Origin of the sequence: Sulfurimonas sp. NW7, assembly GCF_051132265.1 — a bacterium.
Classification (GTDB): Bacteria; Campylobacterota; Campylobacteria; order Campylobacterales; family Sulfurimonadaceae; genus Sulfurimonas; species Sulfurimonas hydrogeniphila.
In genome coordinates, this window is the sequence record NZ_CP093235.1 from 1,748,912 (window position 1) to 1,768,853 (window position 19,942).

The window sequence follows — 19,942 nt, forward strand, 5'->3', positions numbered from 1 at the left end:
GCTGTTTCAGCTTCTTGTAATTAAATTATTCTCTTTGATTTTTTTGATAATACTGCTTAAAAAAGAGACTTTCTTCTCTTCATCAGCAAGAAGAGAGACTGCACCAAGATTGAATTTTTCCATTTTGGAATCCAGATAGCCTGTATTAAATTTTCCTGCTCTAAACTCTTCATCCCGTACAATTTCTCTGTGAAGAACAATATTTGTTTTGAATCCTTCAATATAGAACTCATCCAGTGCTCTTTTGGCTTTTCTCACAGCACCCTCCCAGTCCAGAGACCAGACTATGAGTTTTCCAAGCATAGAATCATAACATGTAGGCAATTCATAGCCCGCATAAAGGCTTGTATCAAGACGCACGCCCGGTCCTCCAGGTGTCAGATATTTTGTAACCGTACCGGCAGTTGGCATAAAGTTGTTTTGCGGATCTTCAGAATTGATTCTAAATTCAATGGAATAGCCTCGAAACTGTATCTCTTCTTGTAAAAATTTCAATTTGTCTCCGCCGGCAATCTCTATCATTCTTTGTATAATATCCACACCTGTAATCGTTTCAGTTACAGGATGTTCCACCTGCACTCTGGTGTTCATTTCTATAAAATAAATATTATCCTGTTCGTCAACCAAAAACTCTACTGTTCCGACACTCTCATACCCCAGTCTGAACATTGCTTTGATGGAAACTCTGTAGAGTTCTTTGCGAACCGCATCATTAAGCAGTGGCGACGGTGCAATTTCAATAACTTTTTGGTGACGACGCTGAATCGAGCAGTCTCTCTCTCCCAAATGCACAATATTGCCATATTTGTCAGCAACAATCTGGACTTCGATATGACGAGGATTTTCAACATATTTTTCTATAAAAACATCCCCTTTTCCAAAATATTTCACCGCTTCATTTGTAGCAGATTCAAACATTTTAGAAAACTCTTTTGCCTGCTTGACAATTCTCATTCCTCTGCCGCCGCCGCCGAATGCAGCTTTGATAATTACAGGAAATCCTATCTCTTTGGCAATTTTTTCACCCTCTTTAACATCTATAACCGGTGTGTCAGTCCCTTCTAAGACAGGAACACCGATTTTTTTCATCGCAACTTTGGAAGCCATTTTGTCACCAAAAAGTTCAATGTGCTCCGGTTTGGGACCTATGAAAATTATACCGTTCTCTTCACAGGCTCTGGCGAATTCAGCACTTTCAGATAAAAATCCGTATCCCGGATGTATGGCATCGCAGTTTGCTTTTTTTGCCATTGAAATTATTCTGTCATAGTTCAAATATGCTTCAATAGGATTCCCCATTATAGGATAGCATTCATCTGCCTTGGCAACCCAGACGCCTTCCACATCAACTTCTGAAAACACAACGACTGTTTTTATTTCCAACTCTTTACACGCACGAATAATTCTCAGCGCTATTTCGCCTCTGTTTGCGATCAACATTTTAGATATTTTTTGCTTCATGTGATTCTCCAATATTTTAAACTGCAGTATTATAAAGTTTTAAAAAAATTATCTCTATACTTTAATTGGCATTAAAGTTATCTATTTTTGTAATTTTTATTTTCTAATTTTGCTATAATAAGAATTATGAAAAAAACAACTTTAGAAAAAAAGATAAAAATCTCCAATTATATTATGTATTACATCTATACCAATATAGATACAGATATCAATATGGATGAACTTGCCCAAAACCTGAAAATCAATAAATTTTACATGCATAAGATTTTCAAAGAGATATTCAACCGAAATATATATGAAAGTATAAAATCCATACGCCTGCAAAAAGCTTCCAATCTGCTCTTAACCAACAAATACTCCACAATATCCGAAGTTGCAAACTCCTGTGGATACTCTTCGCAGACTTCTTTTATACGCGCTTTTAAAATCCGCTTTGCCATGACACCCAAAGAGTGGCGAAAAGGGGGCTACAAAAAGTATTCGAGCAAAATCCTCAAGCAGTCTTTAATAGCCACAAAATCAAAGGCACAGTTTCATACCATTACACCTGAAATTGTGAAGATGCCTGAACTTTCAGCATACTACATAAGACACAGGGGATATAACGACAGCATAAAACAGACTTGGCAAAAACTCCAAACATGGGTGTTTAGCAACAATCTCACCAACTACAAAGAAATTGCACTTCTGCATGACAATCCGGCAATTACACCGCTTGACGAGTGCCAATATGTCGCCTGCATCGTCAATGAGGATCCAAATATTACCGTGAATGACAGATTGCCAAACTTTAAAATCTCAGGAGGAGTCTATGCAAAATTTGATCTGCAGGGAGAATCCGGAGACTTTTTGAAATTTATTCATTGGGTATATCACAGCTGGCTGCCGCAAAATGAGTATGAAACCACAACAAAACCCCCTTATGTCGTTTATAAAAAAAACAAGTATTTATCCAAAGACAATAAGTTTGACATCAGTCTTTATTTATCAATCAGTTACTAAGATAGACTCTTGCATTTTTTATCTCTACGGTTCCGGCCAGTTCCGCTTCAAAAATTTTTGTCGGATATTTTTGCAAAGCTTCTTCGTATGTCGGATTACTTTGACAATAGTGCAAAAACTCATCTAAAGCCACTTCTTTACATGTAAACCCTGCAAACTCTGCTACAAAAGCATCTAGATTATAAATAGCTTTTGCTTTTGCTTTTGCAAGTAAATTATTTGTCGCTTCACTCTCTCCTATACGGTGTGGTAAAACATATACCTCTTTTCCCATTTTCAAAGCATACTCAACACTGCGCATTGTTCCTGAGTTAAAATCTGCATAAGTCACTACAAGTACATCTCCCAAAGCAACAACTATTTCATTTCGCAAAGGGAAATGATACTTACGAGAAGGAGTCCCTTCTTCAAACTGACTCAGTACCAAACCGTTTATCTCAATATCTGCAATAATATTTTTGTTGATTGCAGGATAGCGCTTGTCAAGTCCTGTTGCTGCAACCATAATGGTGTTTTTTGCACCGGCAGCCTTATGTGCAATGGCATCAACGCCCAAAGCACCGCCGCTTACTATGCAGACACCCTCTAAAGAAAGCTTGTGAGAAAGCCGGTGTGTCAATTCTCTTGCATATTGATTTGGTTTTCTGCTTCCTACAATTGCAATTTTCTTTTTATGCAATAATTCACTGTTTCCTTTGTAAAAAAGTTTCTCCGGATAGTGCTTCATAGCATCAAGTTCGGGTATATGAAAATTTATTTGTTGCATTGCAAAGTCAATATATTTTATTTATCTGCACTAACTCAACATCTTTGAACAAAGCCTTAGATTCAGAGAGTGCCTGCAGTGTATTTTTATGCGGATGGCCTATCGCAATAGCACTGCCATGTGCCTTGGCAACTGCAATAGCTTTTTTTATCTGTTTTAATATATATGGCTTGTCCATGTGATGATCCAAAAAAACATCGCGCGCAACATATTTCAGTCCGAAATTTTTCAGTACTTTTGGTGCCATTGTTTTAGCAGTCGTTCTACTGTCTATAAAGCGTATATGGTTTGCATTTAGAGCAAAAACCAGTCTGTTCATTGCTATTTCATTTGATGTAAACTTGCTGCCGGTGTGATTGTTAATATAGGCGACTTTTGGAAACAATTTTTTAATATCTTTAATTTTTGCAGAGATTTTTTGCTGAGAATCATGTATGCGGAGAGTATGCGGTTCCTCAGCACTAAAGTGCATTGCTTCCATCGGTAAGTGTACCATATAAAACTTTTCATGTGATGCAAGTTTCGCAGAGTCTGGTCTTGCTGCACGTGGTGGCAAAAATGACATAGTAACATTGAGATGCAAACGTTTTACGGCTCTTACCTGAGATGCGGTCTGCATATCATCTATGATGATAGCCAATTTCGGTTTTGATGTATAAATCTGCACTTTTTTCGGTTTTTGCTTTGGAGGGTTTGCCAGGGTTTCATTATCTATTTCATGTGCTGCGGAAACGTATGTTTTTGTCTCTTTTTTCAGTACCTCCTGCAGTCTTTTGTTTACACTTACAGCTGGTGCTTTTGGAATTGTTTGTACTGACTTGTGCTTTGTTGTTGACTTTTCTTTTTTATGCGTTTTTCCATCATTTGCTCCAAAATAATACCCTGTAATTAAAGATATTAAAACAAGGGCTGTCAGTGCTAAAAACCATGCTGTATATTTTAATAAAGAAGAACCGGTTTTTTTCTTCGTTCTTCTTGTTCTTTTTTTTCTTTTTGCCATCTACTCTTCATCTTAAAGTTAAATTTATTGAAACTATATCCTAAAAAAATAAAAATCTTAATTTTATTGCAGTTTGTCATATAGATCTTCGGCAGTGGTATCGAAACGCTCAAGCAGCTTTTCAAGCTCTTTGATATCGAACGCTTCTATACTCTCTTGAAGTTGCAATGCATACTGCTCAAGAGGTTTTATATCATACTCTGCTGCCAGGGTACAAAGTCTTTTGCTAAAATCTTTTGTGTCAGAAAAGCTATGCGTCTGCAGTGCTTTTTTATAAAGAGTCTGTATCTCTTCTTCTATAGTTTTTCGTATCTCAGCACTGTTTTGTTTTGCTTTTTCACTGAGTTCAAATACCTCTTTATCTGGCTTATCAGGCATTTCCGCCTCATCAACTGCCAAAAATTTGCTTAATTCCACAAAAAGATCATACTTCAAAACAGGCTTTCGTAAAAAACCGTCAAAATGGGTATCTTTGTATTCCTGCTCATTTTCCATAAGCGAAGCTGTTAATGCAATAACAGGACACTTGGAGATTTTTCGCAATGCAGTTGTCACTTCATAGCCATCCATCTCAGGCATTTTTATATCCATTAAAACCAAGTCCGGCTGCTCTGTTTTACAAAGTGCTATCGCTTCCAAACCGTTTTTTGCCGTTATCACTGTAATTGCAGTGTTTTCAAAAATTTTCACTATCAAATCACGATTACTTTCAATATCATCAACAACCAGTATTTTTGCTTTTTTAAATTTTATATTTTTTAAATTTTTTATACGAATATCATCCTGTGCATCATTCTCTGCTATTGATGCTATGCTTACATTATACAGATGCACTTTAAAGACAGTTCCTTTTTTCTCTTGGCTCTCTACAGAAATATTGCCTCCCATCATTTCACACAAACGTTTTGATATACTCAGTCCAAGTCCTGTACCGCCAAACTTGCGTGTATCCTGTCCGTCCATCTGCTCAAACTCATTAAAAATTTTTGCCAACTGCTCTTTTGGTATACCGATACCACTGTCCTCGACAGAAATCTCCAGATTTAATTTTGAGAGATGCTGATCAATATCAAATGCTTTTACGCTTAACTTTACAAAACCTTTTTGCGTAAATTTGATTGCATTTCCTATCAGGTTGAGTAAAATTTGGCGTATGCGTACTTCATCAAGTAACAGACTTTTAGGAATGTTGGTGTTTACATGTACTACAAAATCCAAATTTTTCCTCTCCACCTCAACTGCAAAGACAGAACCCACTTCATCAGCCAATGCAAAGAGATTTGTCGGTTTTGTCTCTATAATCAGTTTTCCTGCTTCTATCTTGGAAAGGTCAAGTATGTCATTTATAAGTGTCAAAAGCGTATGACTCGCATTTTTCACTGTTTTTATATGGCTTTTTAACTTTGGATCCTGTATCTTTTGACTGAGTATATCCGAAAAGCCGATAATAGCATTGAGCGGTGTTCTGATTTCATGGCTCATATTTGAAAGAAATTCAGATTTTGCCTTTGTTGCCGCTTCGGCCTTGTCTTTTTCTATTTGCAGCCTGTGTTGTGTTTGCAAAAGTTCTTCCTGTGCTTTTTCTCTTTTTTTAATCTCTAATGCCAGTTTTCTGTTCCAATAGACAAAAACAGCAATGATAAAAACAACACCGGCCAGAAGTTTCCATAAAAGTTTATAATCAAAGCCATGTGCATATTCTACAGCTATCCAGCGTGACTCTATTCTGTGCCTGTCTTCTTCTTTTATTGCGCTGATTACTTTTTCAAAAATAGATGCGAGTGCCGGCAAATCTTTTTTTATACCCACACTGAACGAAAGAGTGTCCTGCAATTGTCCGGATATTTTCAACTGGTTTGGAAATTTTGTCTGCACTTGATAGCCAACACCTATAAGCGTGCCTATATAACCGAACAACTCTCCATTTTGCACCTTTTGCAACCCCTCCGTTATGCTTTTGACATCAATAAAATCTACTTTTGGATATTTTTGTCTGTAGCTTTCGTTAAAAGAGTAGTCTTTTACTATTGCCACCTTTTTACCTTCGAGTTGTTCCATACTGCTGATATAGGTAACATCCGGTCTTGTGGCAATTACCAAAGGGGTATGCAGATACGGCTTTGTAAAGTGCAGATATTTTTCTCTTTGCGGCGTTTTGACAACCAAAGAGAGTATTTCGCACCTCCCGTTTTGTACAAAAAGAAGCGATTCGCTCCATGTTTTTGTCCGGACAACTTTTATGGGAACAGGAATATTTTTTTGGAACTCTTTAAAATATTCGGCACTGATGCCAATATATTTTCCATCTTTGTCAAAAGCTTCAAAAGGCATCCAGTCAGGATCTATACACAAAGTAATCTGTTTGTGCTGTTGTAACCACCTTTGCTCTTTCTCGCTCCATTGCAAACTCCGGGAGACTTTTGTATCTGTCTGAGAAGCCTCAAACCATTTATCTGTAATTTTTTGCCGTTCTTTATCACTGATATCCTGTAATGATTTTTCTATTATTGCAAATAATACAGGCTTGTTTTTGTCTATAGCAATAGAAACTTTTGTATCCATTCCCGGAACATTATTTACAATTTTTAAATTTGAAAGATAATCCTGCTTCATTATATAAGAAGCCACTGCAATATTGCCTATGTAGGCATCAACCTTTGAAAAAGAGAGTGCTTTGAGAGACTCTCGGTTTGAGGAGGTAAGGTAAAGATGAATATTCGGATAGTTTTTTTGCAACCATTCATGCAGATACGAGCCCCTGTTTACCGCAACCGTTTTGTTATTCAGTGCATCCATGTTTTTTATATCTTGCCGCGTAGCCTGTGTGACAATAACCAAGGGCATCTCAACATAGGGTGTTGTAAATTTTAAAAATTTTTCTCTTTTTGGTGTTTTTGCCGCACAACTCAGACCGTCAAATTTTCCTGCTTTCATATCGCGCATAACATCAGCCCAAACTTCTGATGTAACAGCAAATGTCAAACCGCTTTTTTGGCTTATGAGCTTTAAAAAATCAGCTGCAATCCCTGTATGTCTTCCCTGTTTATCTACAAATTCATACGGAGGCCAACTGTAATCTGCTCCCAAACGAACGACGGGATGCTCTTTTATCCACTCTTTTTCCTGCGAAGAAAATGTAACTCCAAAAAGAGCCGAAGTATAGAAAAATACAAAAAAAAGAAAACTAATCCTGTGCAATTGCAATGAATTCATCAAGATGTTCTTTAAAAATAGCAACCAATTCCGGATCAAAATGATCTCCACTGTGTTCTTGTATATAATTGACTGCATCATCTATACTCCAGGCATCTTTGTAGACCCTTTTATGTGTCAAAGCATCAAACACATCCGCTAAGGCTACAATACGGGCAAATATGTGAATATCTCTGCCCTGAAGCCCGCGAGGATAGCCCGCTCCGTTGTATTTTTCATGATGTTCATAAGCAATTATATCTGCCGCTTTCATCAGTTTTCTGTTTGAGATTTTCAGGTATTTATGGGCGATTTCAGTATGCGTTTTCATCACTTCAAATTCTTCTTTTGTGAGGGAACCTTTTTTGTGCAAAATATTTTCAGGGATACCCATCTTCCCAATATCATGCATAGGACTTGCATGATAAATCACATCAGCATCTCCCTCCGAAACAGCAGGATGATACTGTGCCAAAAGTCTGCTGTACTCCGCCACACGTTTTATGTGTCTGCCTGTCTCATCCGATACAGATTCAACAAGTTCTGTTAAAATAAAAATCATCTCCTTCTGATTCTCTTCAAGTTCACTGTATATACGTTTTTGTTCCTCTTTTAATTTTGTCTGCAAAGACAGGTTGTGAATTTGAAGTATTTTTTTTGCAGTATAAAGTTCAAGATGTGTTTTTGTTCGGGCCAGAAGCTCATTCGCATGAAAAGGCTTTGTAAGATAATCCACCCCACCTACTTCAAATGCTCTGGTCATAGAGTCTATATCTGATTTTGCAGTTAAAAAGACAACAGGAATATCTACGAGTCTTGGATCGTTTTTCATCCGTCGGCATACTTCATATCCGTCTATACCAGGCATCATAATATCAAGCAGTACCAAATCAAAATTATTAAAATCCAGAAGGGCTAAAGCTTCTTCCCCGTTTTTGGCATATGAAAAGTCATATCCCTCTTCTTTGAGAATATTCATCGCTACCTGAATATTTTCTATCACATCATCCACAATCAAAACTTTATAACTCATACTCTCATCATGCCCTTCATACTGTATAATTTAAATTAATCTATTTAAACTAAAAACAAATAAAGAACCACTTAAAAGAAGATAAATATATTCAATTTGCTTTTTTTAAGCAAAACTTATGTATAATTTCGAGTTCCTTTCTCTTTGTAATGTCAGAATTGGCACTATATTCAGATCCGAAAGGGAAACAAAAGCCTAGAATTAGGCAATACCAAGAGGAGATCATACTATATGAGACACTACGAAAACCTAGTAATCGTAAAACCTACTTTTACTGCAGAAGAAATCCAGGCCAGCGTCAAAGCAGTTGAAGAAGTTATTACTTCAAACGGTGGAGAAATTGCAGCGACAAACGCTATGGGAATGAGAAAATTAGCATACCCAATTGAAAAAAACGAACGTGGTTACTACTATGTAATCTACTACTCAGTAGCACCTGCTGCAATCGCTGAAATTGAAAGACGTTTCCGTATCAACGAAGACCTTTTAAGATTTATAACGATCAAATATGATTCAAACCGTGAAATAAAAGCATGGAATGAACTTGTAAAAAAAGCAAACAAAGCACCTGAAGCTCCAAAAGCAGAAGAAGCTCCTGCAGCTGAAGCACAAACAGAAGAAGCTCCAAAAGCAGAAGAAGCAACAGAAGCTCCGGCAACAGAAGCAGCAGCTGAGTAATAGCATTCGCTATAAAATGAAGGAAAACTTATGTTCAATAAAATAATTTTAGTTGGTAACTTGACGCGTGATATCGAACTTAGATATTCTCAAGGGGGAATGGGAATTGCAAAAACTGCAATTGCTACAAGCCGTAAATTCACCAGCAATGGAGAAAAGAAAGAGGAAGTCTGTTTTGTAGATATCACATTCTTCGGAAGAAGTGCAGAAGTTGCAAACCAATACCTCAGAAAAGGAAGTAAAATCCTTGTTGAGGGAAGATTAAACTTTGAACAGTGGGTTGACCAAAACGGACAAAAAAGATCGAAACATTCTGTTATTGTAGAAACTATGCAAATGCTTGATTCCAAGGGTGACAACCAAGGCGGCGGTTATAATGCACCGGCACAAAACAGTGGATATAACGCACCTGCGCAGGGAGAACCGCAAGGGTATCAACAGCCGCCTGTGCAACAACAGCAAAGTTACCAGGCACCACAGCAGCAAAACAGTTACAATAACAATCAAGCAGCGTCTCAGAGTCGTGAAATGCCAAGCAGCAGCTCTATTCCTGAAATTGATATAGATGAAGATGAAATTCCGTTTTAGAAAAAAATAGATACAAAGGGTATACCATGTCAGAAAAAAGAAAATACAAAAAAAGATATTGTAAATACTGTGAAGCAAAAGTTGACTTCATGGATTACAAAGAAGTAGCAAGTTTACGTTTTTCATTATCAGAAAGATATAAAATTATGCCACGTCGTTTAACAGGAAACTGTAAACGTCACCAAGATATGATTACAGTAGTAATCAAACGTGCTCGTGCAGCAGCTTTAGTTCCTTATACTGTAAGCCGTAAGCAAGTTGTAACTGCACCATTTGAAAACCTGAAATAGGTTTTCCTGGTGCTTTTGCACCACTTCATCCCTTAAACTTTCCCGACAAACACCACTTAGGAATATTTATTGCTATAGTTTATCTAAAAAAGCAGTCCTATGAAACTAACTTTATTTATTTTACTGATATTCCATAATTTTTTGCTTCATGCAAAAACATCTGATGATTTTGCACTCATTATTCATAAACCTTTTCAGTCAGGTTTGGTTGATATCACCCAAAATTATGACGGAACCTTGAGTGCTCTTGGTTTTACATATGACTTCAAAAAACAAAGTTTACATGCTGACAAAACATATAAAACATATAATGATCCTTTTGCATACCTGCAGAACATTTCAAATAAATACGGTGCCAAAATAGAACTTATTAAAGTGAATGACAAAGCACAAATCATACAGTCGAAAATCATTCCCCTTACACAATTTGCAAAACCGGCCTCCTTTGTAAAAACACCTGCGAATGGATATATTATAGGCGGATACACAATGGGTGGGTCACAACTCTTGGTGTTACTCGACGCTGCTTTGCACCTGCAGCGATCAGTCTCCTTTGGTACTAAAAACAATAATACAATCCATAAACTTGTTAGCTTGAAAGACGGCGGAGTATTAGCAATAGGCACCTCTTTTACTTCCAGATCAACGCAAGACAACATGTTTCAAAGCGGTTTGGGCAATGATGATGTATGCATAAGCAGGTTTGACAAAGATGCACATCTGCTGTGGACTAAAAAATACGGCACACAGTATGATGATCAGGGGATAGATGCTTCAGAAGCCGATGACGGTTCAATAATAGTTCTCAGCACAACACATACAAAAATGAAAACAGCTGTCAACATCTCAAGATTAACCCAAAACGGCGATAATATATGGCTCAAAGAGATTCCGGACAATGGTTTTAATGAACCTGTAAGTTTACTCAGGCTCAAAGATCATAATTTTGTCATATCATTAGCCAAAACAGATACCATGCACAAAAAGCAAATACGCCTTGTAAAATTTGATATATATAAAAACATCTTGATTGACAGTGAAATCAGTACAACATACTCAAGCCAAATCAACGATCTCAAGGAGTTCAGTGACGGCACATTAATTGGAGTTGGCTTTGTCCGGGACAGCTTCAATACTGATGGTCTGGCGATGATAATCAGCAAAAATCTGAAACTTTTAAAACAGGAACATTACGGAGGAGAAAATTATGATGTTTTTAACAAAGCTGTCATTTTAGCAAACTCCCAGGTAGGTGTAGCCGGTATACATACAGACAAAAATTCCAATGAAAACAATATGTGGATTCTCAAACTCAACAAAGATGCTACAATTGCCAAGATTGCAAGAAACACACTGGATTTCTACACGCAGCTGCGTCAGTTGTTTCAAAAAGAAATAGACACGAAAAAAGTTATCATAAAAAAAGATCTAACTATTGAATTTACTGCTAAAAATCTTTATTTTAAGGCAGGAGAATACAAACTCGGCAAACAGCAAAAAAAGTTTTTTAGAGAATTTTTTACAAAATTAGTAAATTTTTTATATACACACAGAATGCAGGTAAAAACTTTAGAGATCAATGGACATACTTCCAGCGAGTGGAAAAACAGTACCTTTTCAGGGAGATTTTTAAACAATGAAGAGCTCTCTATGAAACGCTCCTATGAAGCGTTCAAGTCGCTTTTCTTGGTACAAAACCCGACAAAGCAAGAATATTTAACGCATATTTTAAAGGGGAGCGGTCTTAACTATAGAAATAGAATTATAACCAATCACACAGAGCATAAAGAAAAATCAAGAAGAGTAAGTTTAAAAATCATTTTAAACAAACACTCTCGTCATTAACCACAGGTCGGGACTTCACCGTCTGCTGCATATTTCCAGACAAAGTCATAAAGGTTTTTCACATCTTTTTCTTTCATTTTCTTAATTTTTTTCACGCCATGAGGACAAATTTTCATCCATTCTTCTTGAAGTTTTCCAGACTCTTTTAAAGAAGCCCAACCTTTACGGTCATGTTTTATCGCAAATACAGCTCCATTTTTCAGTCCGTCTTTCTTACAGATTTTCAGCTTTTTTAAATAAAACCTTTGCCCTTTGCTTGCATCAGCTGTCGCACTTGTTGTAAAAACAGACCCGGCCACTGCAGCAGCCAATAACAATGAAGTCATTTTATTCATTTACTTTCCTTTACATCTTATAACATTGTGATATGTTACTGACATCTTCATAAATTATAGATTAATCTATACTCTGAAACTGAGCCTTGTTTTATCCTGAATTAACTTTTTATAGAGCTTGAATTTTGCTTTTTCCAACTCTTCATCAGTATATGCAAACTCTTTTTTAATTATCCCTTGAGCAATCCCTGCCGTATCCATTGCAAAAAGTTTCAGCTCTTTTTTTGTCAATTTTGCTTTGAGCGCCGCATAAAGTTCTTTGTCATCTTCTATCAGATCTACAGTATCAAGTCTACAAAACTCTGCAAGTTTTTCTCTAAAACTGTTGTCATTATGATATTGTCTCCACACTGTACTCTCTAGCATTGTATTTCCTTTAATATTTGTGTTAAATCTTTTGTTTGTATTATTATATTTGCTTCACGTTTTAAAATCTCTCTTGCGCAAAAAGCAATCCGAGTCCCTGCATGGGCAAACATTGAAAGATCATTTGCACCGTCACCGCAAACCAATGTCTCTTCTTCGCTTACACCCAAAATATTTTGAAGTCTTACCAACATATCGCCTTTTGAGAAATTAAACATCATATCGCCGCCGACAAGTCCGGTAAGCTTTCCGTTCTTTACATGTAAAGCATTGGAAAAATCAGCATCATATCCTAAAATATCTTTTGCATAGGAAGTCGCTGTTCTGAAACCGCCGCTGAAACAGACAACTTTCATGCCTCTGTTTTTCAATTCTGCTATGGTCTCACGTGCTCCTGGCATATAAGGCAGATTATGTGCTATTTTTTCAACAACTGCATAATCCAGCCCTTTTAGCAGCCCTACTCTTTGTTGTAAAGATTCAAAAAAATCAAGTCTTCCGCTCATGGCCTCTTCTGTGATGCGTGCGACCTCTTCGCCTATTCCCAATTCATCCGCAAAAAAATCAATTGTTTCACCGTCCATTAATGTAGAATCAAAGTCAAATACTGCAAGTTTTAGCATAAATTTTCTCTCTTTTGTATATAATATCGCAATTATAGCGAATTAGGATTTTTTTTGTTTGACACACTGATACATAAATTAAAAAACGACAGATATATTACTCTTGAAACTACACCCGGGCATTCGGCAACTTTTACACCGACGATAGACAAAATAGAAACACTCGGGCTTGCAGATTTAGTCGATGGATTTTCCACCACAGACAATCCTTTGGCAAAACTCAAGTACAATGCTCTTTTTGCCGCCAAACTGCTCCAAGAGAGATTTCACAAGCCTGTTATTGCAACGATGAGTATGCGCGACAGAAACAAAATTGCCCTGCAGTCTGATTTGCTCGGGGCAAACGAAGTTGACATCAGAGCCATCCTGGCACTCACGGGAGACCCTGCCACCATCTCTGACCAACCCAATACAAAAGGTGTTTTTGAAGGTGACAGCTCTTTGCTTCTGGACATCATTGCCGCTTTAAACTCCGGTATGGATTATGCAGCAAAACCTTTTAATGTTGTACCAAAACAGATACACCCCTTTGCAGTTGTCAACTCCTATGCAAAAAACCCAAAAACACTCCAAAAAAAGATGCAAAAGAAAATTAAACATGGAGCAGTAGGTATCATAACACAGCCGGTATATGATGTTGAAAATGCAAAACAGCTTTTGGAACTCAAAGAAAAAGCAAACAAAGAGTGTTGCCGTGAAAATAAAAATGCAGAACTTATTTTAGGAGTTTTTCCTATCACGAAGCTGCGCACTGCACAGTTTTTATCATCCCATGTACCGGGGATCAACGTCCCTCCCTGCTGGATAGACAAACTCCGAGAGGCAAATACAAAAGGTGCAGAGGAGGAGTATAAAGTGGGATTTGAGCTTAGTAAAAAACTCTTTGAAGAGCTTAAGCAGCTCCATCCTAAGATTCACCTGATGACAGCGAACCAGTTTCAAATAGCCAAAGACATATTAGTATAAGGAATAAAATGATTGATTTAAAACTATTGCAAAAAGATTTTGACGGTATAAGCAAAAAACTGATGCGCAAAGGCGTTGATGCAAAGCTTTTGGAAAAAGTGAAAATAAAATTTGAAGAACTCAAAGAGGCAAAATCCCACTTTGAAACCCTTCAGGCTGCGCAAAATGCTATGAGCAAAGAGTTCGGTGTATACAAACGTGAAGGCAAAGATGTCTCAGAGCTGAAGAAAAAAGTCGATGAAAATAAAATCCGTATTGCTGATGCTTTGGAAGTGCAACGCCTTCGTCAAGAAGAACTCGAAGCGCTTGCAATGGCTATACCCAATATACCTGATGATGATGTGCCAGACGGCGAAGATGAAGATGACAATGTCGAAATCAAAAAAGTGCTCACACCAAGGGAATTTTCATTTACCCCAAAAGAGCACTGGGAACTGGCAGAACAAAACGGCTGGATAGACTTTGAACGCGGTGTCAAACTGGCAACTTCGCGCTTTTCTGTCAGCTTTGGCATGGGTGCAAGACTGGAACGCGCACTTATAAACTTTATGCTTGACTTTAACCGTGAACGCGGATTTGAAGAGGTCAGCGTTCCTGCACTTGTCAACAGAAAAGCCCTTGAAGGAACAGGACAGCTTCCAAAATTTGAAGATGACTTATACAAAGTAGAGGATCCTGAGCTTTTCCTCATTCCTACAGCCGAGGTTCCTCTTACAAATCTCTATCAGGATGAGATACTCACAACAGAGGAACTGCCAAAAACAATGACTGCCTATACTTCATGTTTTCGAAAAGAAGCCGGAGCTGCAGGACGGGACACAAGAGGCATGATACGCCAGCATCAGTTTCATAAAGTAGAACTTGTAAGCATTTCTACACCGGGTGAAAGCGATATAATTTTTGAGAATATGGTCACATGTGCCTCTGATTTACTCACTGCTTTGGAATTACCGCACAGACTGGTAACTCTGTGTACAGGAGATTTGGGTTTTTCCGCGGCTAAAACAATCGATCTTGAAGTATGGCTGCCCGGGCAAAACAAATACCGTGAAATTTCTTCTGTAAGCAATACAAGAGACTTTCAGGCAAGACGTGCCAAAATCCGTTTTAAAAACGGGAAAAAGAATGAACTCGTACATACCCTCAACGGTTCTTCTCTTGCCGTTGGCCGCACACTTGTAGCCATTATGGAAAACTTTCAAAATGAAGACGGAAGTATAAATATTCCTGAAGTTTTGCATCCTTATCTAGGGATGTAAATACTTTACAAAAAAGAATTGTTCACATTCCTTGCATTTAAATTTTTTTTAAGATATACTTCCAACAAGAAAAGATGATTCTAGTTACATCTTTAGATTGCTTTATATTGATAACTTCTTTGTTTCCAGTACATTCACCTAAAAGAAAAACTTTATATTAGATTTTTATCATCAAAGAAATTTGGTGTACTCAAACAAACAAGGATTTACAATGGCAACATTACAAAATGGAACAGTTAAATGGTTCAACAGCGACAAAGGTTTCGGATTTATCGAAGTAGAAGATGGCGGCAAAGATGTATTTGTACATTATCGTCAAATTAATGACAACGGACACTCTCGTGTTTCACTTGACGAAGGTCAAAAAGTAACTTTTGAAGTCGGTCAGGGTGACAAAGGTCCACAAGCAGAAAACGTTACAGGTCTGTAACATCTTCACAGCGGACAGTTTATCAAAACTGTCTGCTCTTTCTAACATCCACTTTAGACTCAAATATCGCGGAATAGAGCAGTTCGGTAGCTCGTCGGGCTCATAACCCGAAGGTCGCAAGTTCAAATCTTGCTTCCGCAACCAAATCACAAAAATTACAACACTTATGTAGCCAGTTAATTTTACCAAGGATACGCAGTAGTGAATATAGAAATCATAACAGCAAGAAATGAACATTTACAAGAAAATACCATCTTACATGCTATAGCATCCCTTGGATATACTGCTGAAGTTCATGAATGCCACACCATACAAGACCTACACCAGACAGTACAAAGAAAACCTCACTTGGCTATCCTTACTCTTAACAATATTGTCACTGAAGACGGAGAAAAAATTTGGCTCTGTGAATTTTTCAAAAAAAACAATATCAACTTTACCGGTTCAGATAAAAAAGCTTTGCTCTTTGATGCAGATACAGAACTGGCAAAATCCTATCTTAAAGAAAAAGGTATCAGTACATCAAGATATTTTATTGCCGATGCAGAAAAATATTTGCGTGATTACGACATACCTATTAATTATCCCCTGGTTGTTAAACCTGCCCGTTCCCTGCAATGTCAAGAAGAAAACAAATGTTTTACTGTCAATAGTTTCAGCGAATTTGAAAAAAGTGTTTCTTCTCTTTCTAATAAATATAATGTTCCTGTTTTGATTGAAGAGTATCTCGATGGAGAAGACTATCTTGTATCCATCATAAAAACAAAAGAAGATGCTATGCTGATCTCCTCTGCAAAGGTTTTACGATCAAACAACGGAAATAAAAAAATTCTGGAAAATATTGAAGACCAAACAATCAAAGAGCGTGTTGAAAATCTTGCAATAGATGCCTATATTGATCTTGGTATCAGAGATTTCGGGCAAATCAGTATAAGAACAAACCAAAGCGGTCAGTGTTTTTTTATGCGGACAAATCTCAATCCTGATATTACTGACAAAAACAGCTCCTTTATTGAAACTTTTGCAGCAGGACTTAACCTTGATTATGATGCAATCATTAAGCATATTCTGCAGGAGTGCAGTAAAAGAGATTAATTAAGAACTGCAATTATATTAAAATTATTTATAATTATTAAGTTTCTTTGCAATAAAATAGTAGCATATCCTTTAAGGAGGACGCTATGAAAAAAAGACTCTCAAAATATTTCAACATTTATGTCATCATTGCTTTAATTGGCGGATTTTCCTTTTTATATCTTGTATCTTTTGCCTTTGTTCTCAATGATGTAGCAACAGGATCAAGTTTACAAATGAAAAAAGCAAAAATAGAAAAACAAAGACAAATTTGTCTCAAAGATCCAACACAGTGCTAAAAGAGGCGAAAGAGTTTTATTTACTCTTTCGTGTTTGAATAACGCACCACAAATATAAAAAGACTCAGTACTGCAACCATGATACCTACCCCTGCTATCAGATAAAATGCATGTATCATTTGTTCATAATCACTCAAAGCGATTTTAAATAGAGGATTTGCTGTTAAATGATAGGTTATGCAAGAAGTCTAATGAATATTGTTTTTTGTATATTGAAATAATTTCTTTCATAATCTACCTCGCTTCATACATTACATGTATGCATCAAATCAGGTAGTTACTGCTATAATACTCCTTAAATATAAGATATAATGATATTGTTTGAGAGATCAGAGCATTGGTACTTTTTTTGCTTATTCAATACAAAAGATGCAATATTTAACAGGGTAGTCAATGGCTGATGCACAAGAAGAGATAATAATCATAGAAGACAGCGATGCAGTATTACATTCGCATGAGCAAACTGACGAATTTCTTGATGAAAATGATGAAGAATCCAAACAGAAAAAAATCATTCTTTTTGGAGGAATAGCTGTTATTGTTGTGTTGCTTATTGCTGTTACCGCACTCTTGCTGATAAAAAAATCCTCTACAAAAAAAGTTGACAATTTCAGTCTCCTGGAAAACAAGCTTGAAGAAGCAAAAGCTCCCGTTATAGAACAAAGTAAACTTGAAAATATGATTGCCAAAGCAAATTATCTCTATGCAACAGGCGCAAAAGAAAAAGCTCTGGCTCTTTATGAAAATATTGCCTACTATTCGCAGGCCATCTCACAATACAATCTTGGTGTTGCCCAAATGAAAAACAAGCAGTATGCACTGGCATTGAAAACATTTCAAAATGCGATACTCAATGATGAGAAAAGATGTGTAAGCGCTATAAATGCGGCAGTATGTTCATTACATGTAAAGGATCAATCCAGTTTTAAATACTACATCGACCTGGCTTATGCCTATTTGCCATATGAGATCAATTCGCCTTTGTACTCATATTACTATACCCTTATAAGCTATTATAACAAAAACTATCTTGGTGCTTTAAATGCTCTCAAAAATACAGATCATCCTGCATATCCGGTTATACAAAATCATTTAAGCGCGAAAATCAATGCTTTGTATAACAATAACTATGATGCAATTGATGCTTTGGAAAAAATAAATGAAGAGGTAGATGATTTCAGCCTGGCTCTGCTGTATGCGCGGATAGGTGACTTTAATCTTGCAATTGACCATCTCAACACTGCTATCACAAAAAACAATCAGCCACTCAGGGCAAAATTGGCACGCAGTTATATAAACCTTAAAGCAGGACATACAAAAAAAGCGGCATCACAACTCAAAAAAGTTACAGATGAATATCCGCAAAAAATTTATAAGATTTATCCTGTAAGTGTCAAACTCAAAGATGCTTTATTTGACCCCCAAAAAGCTCAAACCCTCTACAGGAAAAAAATTCAGAATTCAAAATTTCTTAATTTTCAGAAAATATTTTATTTTTCACCCTATAAAATTTTTAATGCAAATCAGACAATCAGCTACATTAGAAAAGGAAATGCAAATATATATATTGACAATATCCAATCTGCCCAGCAATACCTGAAAAAAAGCTATTCTGCATCAAATGTTGATATAGGCATAACAAAAGCCATTAAAAAGGCTCTTTCTTTAAAAATTCGAGAGGCAAACCAGGATTTGCAGCAACTTGTTAAAATACAGCCCAAACACTCTATTTTACACTATAATTTAGCCTTGACCTATGCACAAATGGGAGATATGCTCCAGGCAAACAAACACTTTTTACGTTCCTATCACTTAGATGCCAAAAACTATCTTTCCGGTGTTTATGCTGTCATGACCAGTAAACTTATAAATAAAGATTACACAAAACTGGAATCTATTTTGAAAGATTCCCTTTCCGGCGAAAACAGCAGTGAAGAGATTGACTTGTACAATACTCTTTTACATATCAACGACAATGACTATCTCTCAGCAATTGAATGGCTTGACAAAGACTACAAACAAAGACCTTTGTATCTTATGCTCAAGGTACTTATTGGAATGAAAACAAAAAATTTGGACAGAGCAAAATCTGCTGCATCCAAACTCACAGTCATCTTTCCTCATGATATCCTGCCGCATATGATCTATATAGATACACATTTTACTGGGTATACCATACCAAAATACGCAGAAGAGGTCTTGAAATACTTAAACACTCAGCAATTCACCTATACTGATTTATATTACGGCCCTTTCATTACAAGATACACATATATACAGGAACATTTAATCACCGGAAGGCTCTACTACCTACAAGAGCAGCTAAAGTATGTTTTACAGACAAAAGATACTGATATACAGGACATAGAAAGCGCTTTGGCTTTGACACTCCTGTATAATAAAAACTTTGAAGAAGCCTATACCCATTACAATCATTTAATTGACGAGTTGAAAGTACAGGATGCTTATACACTCTATTTGGGAGCTGTTGCATCAACTGCGGCCAAACATCATGCCAATGCAATAGCATTGCTTGAGTTGTCAAAAATGAAAAATGAAAATTTTTATGAAGCCAGATATGCACTCGCCCTTTTGTATATGGAGATCAAGAACAATGAAGGAGCAGCCATTCAACTGCAAAAAATAGATGATGACAGCTTCGAATCAGAATATTTTGAATTTAATATTGATACAGACAAACTCTTGTTTATGAAAGAGCATCCCAATGGATAATA

At 36.7% G+C, this 19,942-nt stretch carries 19 protein-coding genes and 1 tRNA gene; 12 read left to right on the forward strand and 8 right to left on the reverse strand.

Annotated features, from left to right (window positions below):
- Nucleotides 1–6: 6 nt before the first annotated feature.
- Entirely contained in the window at nucleotides 7–1,461 is a 1,455-nt protein-coding gene (locus MLC35_RS09175; protein WP_346389856.1) for an acetyl-CoA carboxylase biotin carboxylase subunit, read from the reverse strand.
- Between the two features lie 126 nt (nucleotides 1,462–1,587).
- On the opposite strand from MLC35_RS09175, the gene MLC35_RS09180 reads away from it, so the two are divergent.
- Nucleotides 1,588–2,463, forward strand: coding sequence for an AraC family transcriptional regulator (locus MLC35_RS09180; protein ID WP_151899748.1), 876 nt, complete (start codon nucleotides 1,588–1,590; stop codon nucleotides 2,461–2,463).
- Here MLC35_RS09180 and MLC35_RS09185 read toward each other — a convergent pair.
- The 4 genes from MLC35_RS09185 to MLC35_RS09200 all read right to left on the reverse strand — a co-directional run bounded on the left by MLC35_RS09185 (nucleotide 2,453) and on the right by MLC35_RS09200 (nucleotide 8,454).
- Nucleotides 2,453–3,229: a DNA-processing protein DprA gene (locus tag MLC35_RS09185; protein WP_151899747.1), complete on the reverse strand. Its 777-nt coding sequence runs from the start codon at nucleotides 3,227–3,229 to the stop codon at nucleotides 2,453–2,455. The two genes, MLC35_RS09180 and MLC35_RS09185, sit on opposite strands and share 11 nt — an antisense overlap.
- Nucleotides 3,230–3,236: 7 nt before the next feature.
- Nucleotides 3,237–4,229 (reverse strand): divergent polysaccharide deacetylase family protein, encoded by a 993-nt coding sequence (locus tag MLC35_RS09190; RefSeq protein WP_346389854.1) that lies wholly within the window; start codon nucleotides 4,227–4,229, stop codon nucleotides 3,237–3,239.
- Between the two features lie 63 nt (nucleotides 4,230–4,292).
- The gene (locus tag MLC35_RS09195) at nucleotides 4,293–7,442 is read right to left on the reverse strand and encodes a transporter substrate-binding domain-containing protein (RefSeq protein ID WP_434636675.1); all 3,150 of its coding nucleotides are present in this window, start codon (nucleotides 7,440–7,442) and stop codon (nucleotides 4,293–4,295) included.
- Nucleotides 7,414–8,454 carry an HD domain-containing phosphohydrolase gene (locus MLC35_RS09200; RefSeq protein ID WP_151899744.1) on the reverse strand — a complete coding sequence of 347 codons (1,041 nt, stop codon included), beginning with the start codon at nucleotides 8,452–8,454 and terminating at the stop codon, nucleotides 7,414–7,416. Before MLC35_RS09200 ends, MLC35_RS09195 begins: the two co-directional genes overlap by 29 nt.
- A 231-nt stretch (nucleotides 8,455–8,685) precedes the next feature.
- Between MLC35_RS09200 and rpsF the strand changes: the two genes are divergently transcribed.
- From rpsF to MLC35_RS09220, 4 genes are all read left to right on the forward strand, one after another.
- On the forward strand, nucleotides 8,686–9,132 hold the full coding sequence (rpsF, locus tag MLC35_RS09205; protein WP_151899743.1) for a 30S ribosomal protein S6: 447 nt from the start codon (nucleotides 8,686–8,688) through the stop codon (nucleotides 9,130–9,132).
- A gap of 30 nt (nucleotides 9,133–9,162) precedes the next feature.
- Nucleotides 9,163–9,720: a single-stranded DNA-binding protein gene (locus tag MLC35_RS09210; RefSeq protein WP_151899742.1), complete on the forward strand. Its 558-nt coding sequence runs from the start codon at nucleotides 9,163–9,165 to the stop codon at nucleotides 9,718–9,720.
- A gap of 26 nt (nucleotides 9,721–9,746) precedes the next feature.
- Complete coding sequence (rpsR, locus tag MLC35_RS09215) at nucleotides 9,747–10,010, forward strand: 30S ribosomal protein S18 (RefSeq protein ID WP_151899741.1); 264 nt, start codon at nucleotides 9,747–9,749, stop codon at nucleotides 10,008–10,010.
- Nucleotides 10,011–10,109: 99 nt separating this feature from the next.
- Complete coding sequence (locus tag MLC35_RS09220) at nucleotides 10,110–11,855, forward strand: hypothetical protein (RefSeq protein WP_434636679.1); 1,746 nt, start codon at nucleotides 10,110–10,112, stop codon at nucleotides 11,853–11,855.
- Here MLC35_RS09220 and MLC35_RS09225 read toward each other — a convergent pair.
- The 3 genes from MLC35_RS09225 to serB form a co-directional block, all read right to left on the reverse strand.
- Nucleotides 11,852–12,190 carry a cytochrome C gene (locus MLC35_RS09225; protein WP_418640636.1) on the reverse strand — a complete coding sequence of 113 codons (339 nt, stop codon included), beginning with the start codon at nucleotides 12,188–12,190 and terminating at the stop codon, nucleotides 11,852–11,854. The genes MLC35_RS09220 and MLC35_RS09225 overlap by 4 nt on opposite strands.
- Nucleotides 12,191–12,256: 66 nt before the next feature.
- Nucleotides 12,257–12,556: a hypothetical protein gene (locus MLC35_RS09230; protein WP_151899738.1), complete on the reverse strand. Its 300-nt coding sequence runs from the start codon at nucleotides 12,554–12,556 to the stop codon at nucleotides 12,257–12,259.
- On the reverse strand, nucleotides 12,550–13,206 hold the full coding sequence (gene serB, locus MLC35_RS09235) for a phosphoserine phosphatase SerB (protein ID WP_418641415.1): 657 nt from the start codon (nucleotides 13,204–13,206) through the stop codon (nucleotides 12,550–12,552). The genes MLC35_RS09230 and serB overlap by 7 nt, the downstream gene beginning before the upstream one ends.
- A 27-nt stretch (nucleotides 13,207–13,233) precedes the next feature.
- On the opposite strand from serB, the gene MLC35_RS09240 reads away from it, so the two are divergent.
- The 7 genes from MLC35_RS09240 to MLC35_RS09270 all read left to right on the forward strand — a co-directional run bounded on the left by MLC35_RS09240 (nucleotide 13,234) and on the right by MLC35_RS09270 (nucleotide 19,940).
- The gene (locus MLC35_RS09240) at nucleotides 13,234–14,145 is read left to right on the forward strand and encodes a methylenetetrahydrofolate reductase (protein WP_151899736.1); all 912 of its coding nucleotides are present in this window, start codon (nucleotides 13,234–13,236) and stop codon (nucleotides 14,143–14,145) included.
- 8 nt (nucleotides 14,146–14,153) lie between these two features.
- Entirely contained in the window at nucleotides 14,154–15,404 is a 1,251-nt protein-coding gene (gene serS / locus MLC35_RS09245) for a serine--tRNA ligase (RefSeq protein ID WP_151899735.1), read from the forward strand.
- A gap of 211 nt (nucleotides 15,405–15,615) precedes the next feature.
- Nucleotides 15,616–15,834 carry a cold-shock protein gene (locus MLC35_RS09250; RefSeq protein WP_151901482.1) on the forward strand — a complete coding sequence of 73 codons (219 nt, stop codon included), beginning with the start codon at nucleotides 15,616–15,618 and terminating at the stop codon, nucleotides 15,832–15,834.
- Nucleotides 15,835–15,901: 67 nt separating this feature from the next.
- Nucleotides 15,902–15,978: transfer RNA gene (locus MLC35_RS09255), tRNA-Met, on the forward strand.
- Nucleotides 15,979–16,035: 57 nt separating this feature from the next.
- The gene (locus MLC35_RS09260; protein WP_434636682.1) at nucleotides 16,036–16,929 is read left to right on the forward strand and encodes a hypothetical protein; all 894 of its coding nucleotides are present in this window, start codon (nucleotides 16,036–16,038) and stop codon (nucleotides 16,927–16,929) included.
- A gap of 86 nt (nucleotides 16,930–17,015) precedes the next feature.
- Nucleotides 17,016–17,207 (forward strand): hypothetical protein, encoded by a 192-nt coding sequence (locus tag MLC35_RS09265; RefSeq protein ID WP_151899733.1) that lies wholly within the window; start codon nucleotides 17,016–17,018, stop codon nucleotides 17,205–17,207.
- Between the two features lie 393 nt (nucleotides 17,208–17,600).
- Nucleotides 17,601–19,940, forward strand: a complete 2,340-nt coding sequence (locus tag MLC35_RS09270; protein ID WP_434636684.1) for a tetratricopeptide repeat protein — start codon at nucleotides 17,601–17,603, stop codon at nucleotides 19,938–19,940.
- The last annotated feature ends 2 nt before the right edge of the window (nucleotides 19,941–19,942 follow it).